Source organism: Ruegeria sp. G10, from assembly GCF_056533645.1.
The window spans coordinates 478,363-491,406 of the sequence record NZ_JBQFOQ010000001.1 but is presented as its reverse complement, the minus strand read 5'-3'; the positions used below and the strand labels follow the sequence as shown (position 1 = coordinate 491,406).

At 58.1% G+C, this 13,044-nt stretch carries 14 protein-coding genes; 8 read left to right on the top strand and 6 right to left on the bottom strand.

Annotated elements, in window-relative coordinates; all coding sequences use genetic code 11:
- Window position 1 precedes the first annotated feature (1 nt).
- Entirely contained in the window at window positions 2–478 is a 477-nt protein-coding gene (locus ACR0KM_RS02395) for a YHS domain-containing (seleno)protein (RefSeq protein ID WP_480856779.1), read from the bottom strand.
- Window positions 479–695: 217 nt separating this feature from the next.
- On the opposite strand from ACR0KM_RS02395, the gene ACR0KM_RS02390 reads away from it, so the two are divergent.
- From ACR0KM_RS02390 to trpB, 8 genes are all read left to right on the top strand, one after another.
- Entirely contained in the window at window positions 696–1,232 is a 537-nt protein-coding gene (locus tag ACR0KM_RS02390; RefSeq protein WP_480856780.1) for a hypothetical protein, read from the top strand.
- A 207-nt stretch (window positions 1,233–1,439) separates the two neighbouring features.
- Entirely contained in the window at window positions 1,440–3,116 is a 1,677-nt protein-coding gene (locus ACR0KM_RS02385) for a tryptophan halogenase family protein (protein ID WP_480856782.1), read from the top strand.
- Window positions 3,117–3,256: 140 nt separating this feature from the next.
- Entirely contained in the window at window positions 3,257–3,547 is a 291-nt protein-coding gene (locus ACR0KM_RS02380) for a DUF6525 family protein (RefSeq protein ID WP_480856784.1), read from the top strand.
- A 246-nt stretch (window positions 3,548–3,793) separates the two neighbouring features.
- On the top strand, window positions 3,794–5,470 hold the full coding sequence (gene rpsA, locus ACR0KM_RS02375) for a 30S ribosomal protein S1 (protein WP_480856786.1): 1,677 nt from the start codon (window positions 3,794–3,796) through the stop codon (window positions 5,468–5,470).
- Between the two features lie 271 nt (window positions 5,471–5,741).
- On the top strand, window positions 5,742–6,026 hold the full coding sequence (gene ihfB, locus ACR0KM_RS02370) for an integration host factor subunit beta (RefSeq protein ID WP_050603110.1): 285 nt from the start codon (window positions 5,742–5,744) through the stop codon (window positions 6,024–6,026).
- Window positions 6,027–6,033: 7 nt separating this feature from the next.
- A complete protein-coding gene (locus ACR0KM_RS02365) occupies window positions 6,034–6,384 on the top strand; it encodes a lipopolysaccharide assembly protein LapA domain-containing protein (RefSeq protein ID WP_480819303.1) in 351 nt (116 codons plus the stop codon).
- A gap of 9 nt (window positions 6,385–6,393) precedes the next feature.
- Window positions 6,394–7,035, top strand: a complete 642-nt coding sequence (locus ACR0KM_RS02360) for a phosphoribosylanthranilate isomerase (protein WP_480819304.1) — start codon at window positions 6,394–6,396, stop codon at window positions 7,033–7,035.
- A gap of 75 nt (window positions 7,036–7,110) precedes the next feature.
- Window positions 7,111–8,358 carry a tryptophan synthase subunit beta gene (trpB, locus tag ACR0KM_RS02355; protein WP_480819305.1) on the top strand — a complete coding sequence of 416 codons (1,248 nt, stop codon included), beginning with the start codon at window positions 7,111–7,113 and terminating at the stop codon, window positions 8,356–8,358.
- Window positions 8,359–8,393: 35 nt separating this feature from the next.
- On the opposite strand, the gene ACR0KM_RS02350 is transcribed toward trpB, so the two are convergent.
- From ACR0KM_RS02350 to ACR0KM_RS02330, 5 genes are all read right to left on the bottom strand, one after another.
- Window positions 8,394–8,765: a DUF2237 family protein gene (locus ACR0KM_RS02350; protein ID WP_480819306.1), complete on the bottom strand. Its 372-nt coding sequence runs from the start codon at window positions 8,763–8,765 to the stop codon at window positions 8,394–8,396.
- Between the two features lie 9 nt (window positions 8,766–8,774).
- Window positions 8,775–9,938 (bottom strand): serine hydrolase domain-containing protein, encoded by a 1,164-nt coding sequence (locus tag ACR0KM_RS02345; RefSeq protein WP_480856788.1) that lies wholly within the window; start codon window positions 9,936–9,938, stop codon window positions 8,775–8,777.
- 72 nt (window positions 9,939–10,010) lie between these two features.
- Window positions 10,011–10,694, bottom strand: coding sequence for an aminoacyl-tRNA hydrolase (gene pth / locus ACR0KM_RS02340; protein WP_480856790.1), 684 nt, complete (start codon window positions 10,692–10,694; stop codon window positions 10,011–10,013).
- Window positions 10,695–10,821: 127 nt separating this feature from the next.
- A complete protein-coding gene (locus tag ACR0KM_RS02335; protein WP_480856792.1) occupies window positions 10,822–11,481 on the bottom strand; it encodes a 50S ribosomal protein L25/general stress protein Ctc in 660 nt (219 codons plus the stop codon).
- 255 nt (window positions 11,482–11,736) lie between these two features.
- Entirely contained in the window at window positions 11,737–12,903 is a 1,167-nt protein-coding gene (locus ACR0KM_RS02330) for an alpha-hydroxy acid oxidase (RefSeq protein ID WP_480856794.1), read from the bottom strand.
- Between the last annotated feature and the right edge of the window lie 141 nt (window positions 12,904–13,044).

Sequence of the window (13,044 nt, the reverse complement as noted above, 5' to 3'; positions counted from 1 at the left end):
TTTACAGCTCGCCGACTGCGATGCTTTTGATGTTGGCCCACTGGTCATCCGCAGTTTTTGCGGTTCCGGTCACATCTTTAAGAAAGGCCGCGCGGGTCTCGGCGTTCAGGAAAAGGTATAGCTTGCCGTCTGCGATCAGGTACTGGTCGGGGTCGCCATCGAATTTCTTGCCTACAGACACACCGAACGAGCAATAGCCCCCATGCTGGGGCAGGTATGCCGCGGGGTTGGCTTCGAACGCTTCGCGGTTCTCTGCGCTGGTAAAGTAATAGGACGCGCCGTCATAGGTGGCCGAGTGATTGGCGAAGCCTTCGACGGGGTTTCCATTGGTGACAAGCGCAACCAGATCGACCCCGTGCGCGGCCAGAGGTGCGCCCGCGGCAGAGATCCCTGTCGAGACGTTGATTTCATCCGCCGCAAAGGCTGGGGCGGCCAGGGTCAAAGTTGCGGCAAGCGCGGTGAGTACTAGTGATTTCATGGCAACAGTCCTTTCAGGTTCACATCAGGGCCGGTTTGTCCGCCGACCGATGTGACAAAGCTAGGACAGGCTGGGCGGACGCGTAATCGCAGATGAACCGCAAAAGATTGCAGATCGTACAAAGGTACGGATTGCGGGCAAAGACTGCTCACATAGCTTTGTTTGGCCAGACGCTGGCAGGCGGCTTAAGCTCATGTCGCAAGCGTAGGAGTTGCCCATGATCCGACTAGCCTTGATACTTTTCTTTCTGGCAGGCAGCGCGGCTGCTCAGGAAACCGATGCACCGGTGCCCGAGGCCGAGCCTCCGATGACATATGAGCGTCTGGGCAAGATCATCTTCGCGCTCGACCCCGAGGCGCAGCCGGTGGGGCCGGGGTTCGAGTTGACGGTTTCTGATCTGAAGGTACTGGTGATCACAGACACGGTGGCTGACAGGATGCGGGCAATGGTGCCGATCGGCAGCGCCGCAGATTTGTCGGCAGCGGACTTGCAGCGTATGATGCAGGCGAATTTCGACAGCACGCTGGATGCGCGCTACGCGATTGCCAACGGGACCTTGTGGGCTGCTTTTATCCATCCGCTGTCATTGCTGGAAAAGGAACAACTGATTTCGGGTCTGGCCCAAACCGTGAATATCGCCCGGACCTATGGCACCCTGTATTCCGGCGGGGCGGCGGAATTCGGAGGTGGCGATAGCCAGGATTTGCAGCGTGACCTGATCGAAGAGCTGTTGAAAAAAGGTGAGGAAATCTGATGCGATCCGCGTTTGGGGATGCGCGCTGATCTGCGCCCGATCCGTAGCCCGGGTAAATCACCATCAGCGGCGCAAAAGCTATGGCTGCAGCACCGAAAGCTGCTATAGTCGCCCGAGCAAAGATGGGACTGCTGTCGTTCAACCTCCAACACTCACAACTGGAGGAGGCAGCTTTAGAATCCCCCGAGCCAACAGGGACACCAAAATATGAATAATCGTTTGCGTAAAATCACCATCGTTGGTGGGGGTACGGCTGGTTGGATGACCGCCTTGCTTCTGGATATGGTGTTTGCCCGCACATCCGCCCCCAAAGATCGCCCGCGCCTCTGTCTGATTGAAAGCCCGAACATCGCAACCGTCGGTGTGGGCGAGGCCACGGTGCCGCGCATGCCGCGCACGCTGCGCGAAGCGGGTATTTCCGAGCGCGACTTCTTCCGCGAAACCAACGCGTCTTTCAAGCTGGGCGTGAAGTTTTGCAACTGGAACAAGGATGCCAAGGGCAACCGCATCGACTATGTGAACCCCTTCGCCCATGGTCAGACCCTGTATGGATTGGAAGCCGCCGAGTACTTCCTGCGTTTCGGCAACGGGGATCGCGACTTTACACAGTCGATCTCGCCGCATGACGATCTGGGACGCTTGTGCAAAGGCGCGCGCCAATTGGGTCAGCCCGAGTTCGAACAGCGTTTCGGGTATGCCTATCATTTGGATGCGGTAAAATTCGCGGGCATGTTGTCCAAGGTCTGCACTAAGCGCGGGGTCGAGCACATCCGGGATGAGGTGACCTCGGTCGAGTTGAACGAACAGGGCAATGTCAGCCATCTGATGCTGGAACGCGCGGGTCGCCATGACATCGAGATGGTCGTGGACTGCACTGGCTTCCGTGGATTGATCATCAATCAGGCTCTGGGTGAGCCGTTCATGGACTACTCGGACTATCTGCCCAATGACCGCGCCATGGCCTTGCAGGTGGAACACCCGGATCCTGAGAAGATCGAAAGCCTGACCCGGTCAACGGCGCTTGGCGCGGGTTGGACGTGGCGCGTGCCGCTCTACAACCGGGTTGGGACGGGCTATGTGTACTCGTCCGCGCATCGCACGGATGATCAGGCGGCGGATGAATATCTGGAATGGTTGGGCGACAGCGGCAAGGGCCTGACACCGCGCGTGATCCCGATGCGGGTCGGACGCGTGCGCAATGCCTGGGTCAAGAACTGTCTGGCCGTCGGGTTGTCCGGCGGCTTCATCGAACCGCTTGAGAGCACCGCGATCCATATGATTGATCACGCTGTACGCTGGTTCGCCGAGCATTTGCCGACGCGCGAGATCGAGCCGTCGCTGCGCAGCAGATATAACCGACAGGTGAACAAGCTGTATGATGAGGTTCTGGATTTCATCTGTCTGCACTATCGTCTGGGCAACCGCACCGATGACCCGTACTGGATCGACGCCCGTACACAGATGAAGGTTCCGGACCGGTTGGCCGAGAATCTGGAACTGTGGCAGTACCGGTTGCCGATGAACCACGATACCGAGTTCACAACGCTGTTTGATGACCGCGTGTACCAGACTGTTTTGCTGGGCAAGCAGGTCTATGATACCGGCTATGGCCCGGGTATCCGCGACCGGCTGCGCCCCCTGAAGAAACCGATCTGGTATCAGGGGATGAAGCAGGCCAAAGCGGATCTGGCGCAGATCATAAAAACGATGCCCGATCATAAAACGCTGCTGCGTGATATCCGCGGAGAGCTAGACGCACCCGCTTATGGCATGGCGGCCGCAATGAACCCAAAGGCCCAGGTTCCAGCGGCGCCGATGAAGCCCGAGAGCATGCCGAACCTTGCTGAGATTCAGAGCGGCAAGAAGGACCTCCAGTTGTTCTAGGCCGCGCGGTCGATCACACCGGATTTTCCAGAATAAGGGGCGGAGACTTTTGTCTCTGCCCCATTTTTTTGTGTGTCTATTCAAGATGGTCCCCAAATCTATATTGCACGTGATTGAAAGAAATGTAATATCATCACATCATGTACTATTCTGAATACAGGCAGACCTCATCTGGCACGGCCCGCAATCTGCGCAGTACGCTGAAACGTCGGCGCCGGCAGGTTTCGCCGATGCAACGCTATGATGCGTTGCCGCGGCCGCTGCGCCGATGGCTGGCGCAGGCTTGTTTGCCGTGGAGCCCGACTTCGGCCCTCAAGATATGGAACCAGAACGGTGGCTGTGATGATCCGACAGCTGCGATTGGCAGGCTGAACGCCGTCGAGCAGGCGATGCTGCAGCGCGACGCAAAGACATGGGCCCATAAGGCGTAATGCCGCTGGACATTGCACATATGGGCTTTGCCCTTGCGCATGTTGCGGAATCCGCCTATACGCGCGCTGTCGATACAAGGGCGGTCAACGTCCGGATGACGTTTCTGAGCAGGGCCGGGTTACCTCGGCCCTTTGTGTTTGTTTGCTCAAAGGCGCACCGGGTCACGTCTGAAGACATCATGAAACAAGACCGGCGGAGACAACCGCTCGGCCAGCAAAAACGTATGTAAAGGAAAACAACGCCAGATGGCTAACGCATCCATGGAGGAATTCGAAGCCCTCCTGAACGAAAGCTTCGAAATGGACACACCCGAAGAGGGTTCTGTTGTCAAAGGTAAGGTTCTGGCGATCGAAGCCGGCCAAGCCATCATCGACGTAGGCTACAAAATGGAAGGCCGCGTTGATCTGAAAGAATTCGCAAATCCCGGCGAAGCCCCTGAAATCGCTGTTGGTGACGAGGTTGAAGTTTACCTGCGCGCCGCAGAAAACGCCCGTGGCGAAGCTGTCATCTCGCGCGAGATGGCCCGCCGTGAAGAGGCATGGGACCGTCTGGAAAAAGCATATGCCGACGACCAGCGCGTCGAAGGTGCAATCTTTGGTCGGGTCAAAGGTGGCTTCACCGTCGATCTGGGTGGCGCAGTTGCGTTCCTGCCCGGCTCGCAGGTTGACGTGCGCCCCGTGCGCGATGCTGGCCCGCTGATGGGTCTGAAGCAGCCGTTCCAGATTCTGAAAATGGACCGCCGCCGTGGCAACATCGTTGTGTCGCGCCGCGCAATCCTGGAAGAATCGCGTGCCGAACAGCGCGCCGAGGTTATCGGCAACCTGTCCGAAGGTCAGACCGTCGAGGGTGTCGTCAAGAACATCACCGAATACGGTGCATTCGTTGACCTGGGCGGCGTCGACGGCCTGCTGCATGTCACCGACATGGCATGGCGCCGTGTGAACCACCCGTCCGAGATCCTGACGATCGGCGAAACCATCAAGGTTCAGGTCATCAAGATCAACAAAGAGACCCACCGCATCAGCCTGGGCATGAAGCAGCTGCAGGAAGATCCGTGGGATCTGGTTGCTGCGAAATACCCGCTGGGCTCGGTCCATCAGGGTCGCGTCACCAACATCACCGACTACGGCGCGTTCGTCGAGCTGGAAGCCGGTGTCGAAGGTCTGGTGCACGTGTCCGAGATGTCCTGGACCAAGAAAAACGTCCACCCTGGCAAGATCGTTTCGACCAGCCAGGAAGTCGACGTCATGGTTCTGGAAATCGACGGCGCCAAGCGTCGCGTGTCTCTGGGTCTGAAGCAGACTCAGCGCAACCCGTGGGAAGTGTTTGCAGAAACGCACCCCGAGGGCACCGAGGTCGAAGGCGAAGTCAAGAACATCACCGAATTCGGTCTGTTCATTGGTCTCGAAGGCGACATCGACGGCATGGTTCACCTGTCCGACCTGTCTTGGGACGAGCGTGGCGAGGATGCGATCCAGAACTACCGCAAAGGCGACGTCGTTCAGGCGGTTGTTTCGGAAGTGGACGTCGAGAAAGAGCGTATCTCGCTGTCGATCAAAGCCCTGGTCGGTGACAAGTTCGCCGAAGCCGTGGGCGGCGTGAAGCGTGGCTCGATCGTGACCGTTGAAGTGACCGCAATCGAAGATGGCGGCATCGAAGTCGAGTACGAAGGCATGAAGTCGTTCATCCGCCGTTCGGACCTGTCGCGTGACCGTGCCGAACAGCGCCCCGAGCGTTTCTCGGTCGGTGACAAGGTCGACGTTCGTGTCACCAACGTCGACAGCAAGACCCGCCGTCTGGGTCTGTCGATCAAAGCACGCGAAATCGCCGAAGAGAAAGAGGCCGTGGAACAGTACGGTTCCTCCGACTCTGGCGCATCGCTGGGCGATATCCTGGGTGCAGCGCTGAAATCCGGCGACTGATCTCAGGCGTCAGTCTGAAGATGATTTTCGGCCCCGTGCGACAGCGCGGGGCCGTTTTTGTTGCGAATCAATATGTTCCGATTTTCCGGGTTATCGCGCGTCAGGTTCGCTCAATACGGGTGGAAATCCGGGGCATTGGCAAAAAAACGCGCGAGTTTGCCATAATTTGAACCCTGATGGCGCAGAGTTTACGTTCCCCCGAACCCGGTTTTTTCTTATACTACGCAAAACGATAGACTTGGAAAAACGGTCACCTGGGAGGGTAACACGCATGATCCGTTCGGAATTGATTCAGAAAATTGCTGACGAAAACCCGCATCTCTATCAACGCGATGTCGAGCGGATTGTGAATACCGTCTTTGAAGAAGTGACCGATGCCATGGCGCGCGGCGACCGCGTGGAACTGCGCGGCTTTGGCGCGTTCTCGGTGAAAAAGCGGGACGCCCGTGTGGGTCGCAACCCCCGCACCGGCGAGACCGTGCAGGTCGAAGAAAAATGTGTACCGTTTTTCAAAACGGGCAAGTTGCTAAGGGACCGTTTGAACGGTAAAGCCTGACCTTATGATGCGCTACATTCGTTATGCTTTTCTGGCTGCTTTGGGGATCATTCTGGTCTCGGTCTCGCTGGCCAATCGACAGATCGTTGAATTGAAACTGATGCCGGACGCTCTGTCCGAATTGCTCGGGTTCAACCTGACCACGTCTTTGCCACTATTTCTGGTGGTGTTGGGCGGTGTCGTCGCTGGTCTGATCATCGGATTTCTGTGGGAATGGCTGCGCGAGCACAAACACCGCAAGGACGCCACGGTCAAGAAAAGCGAAGTGCGCAAGCTTGAGCGTGAGGTCAAGAAGCTCAAGAAAAAGCAGAATGAGGGTCAGGATGACGTTCTTGCTCTGCTGGATGAGGCAAGTTAAAGCCCGTCCATGTCTGACATCAGCGTGAAAATCTGCGGTCTGACCGCCCCCGATCACGTGCGCGCAGCGGTGGATGCGGGCGCGCGATATCTTGGGTTCAACTTCTTTCCCAAGTCACCGCGATATGTTTCGCCCGAACAGGCTGCGGCGCTGTTTGCGTCTGTTCCCGCAGGCGTCGCCAAGGTCGCCCTGGTGGTCAATCCGTCGGATGATCTGCTGGACAGTATTACCCAGAACACCCCGTTCGATATGCTTCAACTTCACGGAGGCGAAACCGTCGCGCGTGTGCAGCAGGTCAAAGAGCGGTATGGCCTGCCCGTCATGAAGGTGATCGGGGTTGCCGACGCGGGTGATCTGGCTGCGATTGATGCCTATAGCGACGTGGCCGACCAGCTCCTGATTGACGCAAAACCCCCAAAAAACGCGGTTTTGCCGGGCGGGAATGGGCTGGCCTTCGACTGGCGCTTGCTGGCCGGTCGCAAATACTGGCGCAAGCCTTGGATGCTCGCCGGTGGCTTGACCCCGGACAATGTGGGCGAAGCCATCCGCATGACCGGGGCGCGTCAGGTCGATGTGGCGTCCGGCGTGGAAAGCGCGCCGGGGGTTAAGGATCCGGATCTTATCAAGGCGTTTGTTGACGCGACTCGGTAATCCGCCGCACGTTTTTGCCATGGCAAATCGCGCGCCTACCTCCTATGAACAACAGGTACGACGCGGGAGACTTCCATGGCCAACGATCTTTTCAATTCCTTCATGTCCGGCCCCGATGAGCAGGGCCGTTTCGGCATTTTCGGCGGACGGTTCGTCAGTGAAACGCTGATGCCATTGATCCTGTCGCTGGAAGAGGAATATGACAAAGCCAAGGATGATCCGACCTTCTGGGCCGAGATGGACGACCTCTGGGCCAACTACGTGGGCCGCCCCTCGCCGCTGTACTACGCGGAACGCCTGACCGAGCATCTCGGCGGGGCGAAGATCTACCTCAAACGTGATGAGTTGAACCATACTGGCGCGCATAAGATCAACAACGTCTTAGGCCAGATCATTCTGGCGCGCCGTATGGGAAAGACGCGGATCATCGCGGAAACCGGGGCAGGGCAGCACGGCGTGGCCACCGCCACTGTCTGTGCCAAGTTCGGCCTTAAATGCATCGTCTACATGGGCGCACATGACGTGCAGCGTCAGGCTCCGAACGTGTTCCGCATGCGCCTGCTGGGTGCCGAAGTGATCCCGGTGACCTCGGGCCGTGGCACGCTGAAAGACGCGATGAACGACGCGCTGCGCGACTGGGTGACCAACGTGCGCGACACGTTCTATTGCATCGGTACAGTGGCCGGCCCCCACCCCTACCCGGCGATGGTGCGGGACTTCCAGTCGATCATCGGCAAGGAAGCCAAAGAGCAGATGATGAAGGCCGAGGGGCGCTTGCCCGACACGATCATTGCCGCGATTGGTGGCGGATCTAACGCCATGGGTCTGTTCTACCCGTTCCTCGACGACAAGGATGTCAACATCATCGGCGTCGAAGCGGGCGGCAAAGGCGTGAACGAGAAGATGGAGCATTGCGCCTCACTGACTGGCGGTCGTCCGGGTGTGTTGCATGGGAACCGTACTTATCTGCTGCAGGATGATGACGGGCAGATTCTGGAAGGTTATTCAATCTCGGCCGGTCTCGATTATCCCGGCATTGGCCCGGAACACTCTTGGCTGCACGATATTGGTCGCGCCAACTATGTTTCGATCACCGACAAAGAGGCGTTGGAGGCCTTCCAGCTGTGCTGTGCGACCGAGGGCATCATCCCGGCGCTGGAACCCTGCCATGCGCTGGCCCACGTGATGAAAATCGCGCCCGACCTGCCCAAGGATCACCTGATCTGCATGAACATGTGCGGACGAGGAGACAAGGACGTACAGACCGTTGCGCGCTATCTGAACTTCGATATGTCCGATACCGAAGGCCGGGCGGTCGATTGATCTGATTGAGGCAGGCCTGTGCCGGGCCTGCCGCCTTAATCAAGCGCGTTTTGTTTGAGCACATCCAGCGGAACGATCTCAAGTGCGCGCTGATGTGTCGCCTCAAGATGTACTTTCGGTGCGCAGCCCTCGTCATGGGCCTGCATGAAGCGACCTGCGCATAAACACCAACTGTCACCTGGCTTGAGGCCGGGAAAATCGAACTCGGGGCGTGGCGTGCTGAGGTCGTTGCCGACATATTTGGAATAGGCCAGAAACTCGGCTGTCATGACTGCGCAGACCGTGTGGCTACCCTGATCCTCGGGGCAGGTGTTGCAAGCCCCATCCCGAAAGAACCCGGTCAGAGGATCGCGCGAACAGGGCGCAAGCACCCCGCCCAGAACATTGATACTGTCTTGCTTTTGCATGACGCTACTTTACAGGCTTTGTGCGATTTTGCGGAACATTTCGACATTCTGTTCGCTGACACCAGCGTCACGGAAGTTGCGATCCGCACCCGTCGTTACGATCAGCACACCCCGGGTGCGATCAAAATACATATACTGCCCGTAAACGCCACGCGCCATGAACTCGCCCTCTCGTGCGCCGACCGGGATCCACCACTGATAACCATAACCGATCTTGCCGGGTTCGGTGGGGGCGCTGGGCCACGTCGAATCATTGATCCATTGGGCAGGTACGACCTGACGCCCGTCACGCAGCCCGTTCTGCAGGATCAGCTGCCCGAATCGCGCAAAATCCCGCGTTGTGAAATTCAGGCCGCCCAGTACAAAGGCCACACCCGCACCATCGGTGATATAATAGCCGTCTCGTTCCAAACCGATGGGGTCAATGATCTTCTCTGTCAGCAACTCTGCAATGCTGCGCCCGGTCGCGCCCCGGATGACCATCCCGATGACATGGGTGTCAATGGATACGTACTGCCAGGTTTCGCCCGGAGGCGCAAAACTGTCTTGCAGCGAAGCAGCGAAGTCGTCCAATTCGCCACCCAGCGCCACGACACGGCCCATCCGGTTGATATCTGAATTGTAATCCAGATAATCTTCGTCAAAGGTGACGCCGCTGGCCATATTCAGAACATTGCGGATCGTCGCGGTTTCATAGGCACTGCCTGTCAGCATCGGTGCATATTGCACGACCGGGTCATCCAGTGAGGAAATGGCACCTTCTTCCATCAGAATGCCCAGCAAAGCCGAGAGATAGCTTTTGGCAACCGACCACGAAATCCTGCGATCTTCGGGCGCGGTGCCCAGATAATACTCCTCAAATCGAATATCGCCGTTCTGCATGACCAGCAAAGAGGTCACGGCGCGGTCTTCGATCCACTGGTCCGTGCCCGCCGGCAGATCGAAACCGGTGCCATAGGGCAGGTCCCATGTGGGGCCATTCCCGCGCGGCAGATCGACGGTCAAAAAGGCTTCGTCCATGTGCGAGAAATTGTGAACTATCTTGTCTTCTGAGAACAGCGAATTGACGGCCATCAACCGCTGGATTTCTTCACGTTTCCAGATCCCGACAACTGCGGCGGCCAAAACCAGAGCCAGCACGATACGCATCAGCCATTTCAACACGGATTTCATAAAATACCTCCGATCGTTCCCAGCATTGGACCTCGGTCCGGCGTTTCGCGCAATCGCAACGTGGCGGCAAGACTACCTGAACTTGTTCAGAAGCTTCTGCATCGGAGAGCGCTCATCCGGCGCTGGTTCGGTGTCCGGTACAGCCTTGGGTGTGGTATCGGCCTTAGCGGGCGATTTTGAAGACCGGGGCGGGGCGGTGCGCAGTGCGACCGCGTTCATGAACTTGCCGTTGTCGTCCGTTGCCAGATACGCGGCCCCGTCCGAAACACCCTGCAGCACATCCTCCAGCCACTCGGAATCCGCCTTGGCAAAATCACTCAGGACATAGGGTGAGACCATTTCTTTCCGCCCCGGATGCCCGATCCCCAGCCGTACGCGATCATAGGCGGGGCTGATGTGTTCATGGATCGATCGCAGACCGTTATGCCCTGCATGACCACCACCGGCCTTCACGCGGACCTTCCCGGGGGCCAGATCCAGCTCATCGTGAAATACGGTCACATCGGTAGAGTCGAGCTTGTAGAAGCGCATCGCCTCGCCCACCGACTGGCCCGAGCGGTTCATGAACGTCTGCGGTTTCAGCAACAGAACTTTCTCGCCGCCAAGGCGGCCTTCGGACAGTTCGGCCTGAAACTTGGATTTCCAAGGGCCAAAACCATGATCCTGCGCAATCCGGTCCAACGCCATGAAACCGATATTGTGTCGGTTGCGCGCATATTTTTGCCCTGGATTGCCCAAACCGACAAAGAGTTTCATTGCTTCCGTCCCAACTGCAGTGCGGACCCACTGATCGCATAATTTGCAGCCCAGAGGCCAGCCCAATGCGGCATAAAAAAACGGGGCCCTGGCAGGCCCCGTCTCATTATCAGGAAGATAGCCGGACTTATTCTTCAGCGTCGTCCTGACCGATGACTTCGACTTCATCTGCAGCGACTTCACCCTGTTCGCCCTCTTCATCGTCGCTGGACGACAGGCCGGTGGGTGCCGAGATGTTCGCGATCACGAAATCGCGGTCGATGGTCGGTTTGGTGCCTGCAGGCAGGTCAACCGCCGAAATGGTCACAACGTCGTTGATTTCCAGGCCGGTTAGATCGACGGTGATTTTCTCCGGGATGTCGCCAGCGGTGCAAACCAGTTCGACCTCAGGGCGCACAACGGTCAGAACGCCGCCCTTCTTGATGCCGGGGGCTTCTTCTTCGTTGACGAACTCGACGGGGATGAACAGCGCGATTTTGGTGGTCCGACGCAGACGCATCAGGTCCAGGTGGGTCGGCAGGTCTTTGACGATGTCACGCTGAACGTCGCGGCAGATGACGCGAACGTCTTCGTGGCCTTCAACCTTCAGGTTCCACAGGGTCGACTTGAACCGGCCTGCTTTCAGACGCTTGAACAGAACGTTGAACGGGATGTTGATCGGCAGCGGGTCTTTGTCGCCACCAAATACAATGCCCGGAACCATGCCATCGCGGCGTGCCTGACGAGCGGCGCCCTTGCCTGTCCCCGTCCGTTCCAGAGCTACGAGATCAGGAATCTCACCAGCCATGATATATCTCCAATGTTAGGGCGGGCATCCTCCAAGGCTGTATGCCCGCGTGAAGCCGCGTCCTTAGCTTGATTCATCCGGATTGGAAAGAGGTTTTTGTCCAGCTTGGATTTTTGCGAGGCTCTGCCTCGCGCTCCGGGATATTTATAGCCAGATGAAGTGTGGATCCCCTGCTTCATCTGGCCAAAAATATCCCGGGGGAGGCGCCCGCAGGGCGGCGGGGGCAGCGCCCCCATCCTTGGGTCCGTCAAGCGGTCAGGCTTGCCAGCGACCGCCAAAATCCTCGGGGATCAGCAGGTTGTGGCGCCCCAGATTGGTCACGTCGCGTTCTCCGCACAAGGCCATGGTTGTATCAAGCTCCTTCTGGATCACTTCCAGCGCGGTTGTCACACCTTTCTGACCCATCGCACCCAGGCCATAGACAAAGGCGCGGCCGATGAAGGTGCCCTTGGCCCCAAGCGCCAATGCCTTCAGAACGTCCTGACCCGAGCGGATGCCGCTGTCCAAGTGTACTTCAACGTCGCTGCCGACTGCGTCCATAATCTCGGGCAGGACCCGGATCGAGCTGAGCGCGCCGTCCAGTTGCCGACCGCCGTGGTTCGACACCACAATCGCGTCAGCCCCCAGCTTGGCCGCCATTTTGGCGTCCTCGGCGTCCAGAATGCCCTTGAGGATGACCTTACCGCCCCACTGCTCCATCAGCTTCTCGACCTTGCCCCAGTCCAGGCTGGGGTCGAACTGTTCCGCCGTCCATGTGCCCAGCGATCTGGTGTCGGTGACATTGTGGACATGGCCCACGATATTGCCGAATTCCCGGCGTTTGGCCCCCAGCATCTCGATGCCCCAGGCCCATTTTGTCATCAGGTTGGCGATGGTCTTGGGGGTCAGCTTTGGCGGGGCGGACAGGCCGTTCTTAAGGTCCTTGTGCCGTTGACCCAGAATTTGCAGATCAAGCGTGATAACCAGCGCCGAGCATTTTGCATCTTTGGCCCGTTGGATCAGCCGCCCGACGTAGTCTTGGTCTTTCATCGTATAGAGCTGGAACCAGAACGGTGCCGAGGTGCTTTCGGCCACATCCTCGATGGAGTTGATCGACATCGTGGACAGGGTAAAGGGTACACCAAAGGCCTCAGCCGCTTTGGCCGCTTTGATCTCACCATCTGCGTGCTGCATACCTGTCAGCCCCACCGGGGCCAATGCCACCGGCATCGACACGTTTTGCCCAATCATTTGCGAGGCTGTTGTGCGCCCGGTCATGTCGACTGCAACGCGCTGCCGCAGTCGTATGTCTTCGAAATCTGAGCTGTTTTCGCGAAATGTCTGCTCTGTCCAGCTGCCGCTTTCGGCGTAGTCGTAGAACATGCGCGGAACGCGGCGTTCGTAGATGCGTTTGAGATCTTCGATAGTCGTAATCACGGGCATGATATCGGGCCTTTGCAGGATTGGTTAAGTTTCTTTACCAATTTCTGCGACGCTGCGCAACATAGCATGATGCGGTTGGTTGCCGCGCTGTCCGACCGTATGAAAACGAAAACCCCCAGCCGAACTCATGTTCGCTGGGGG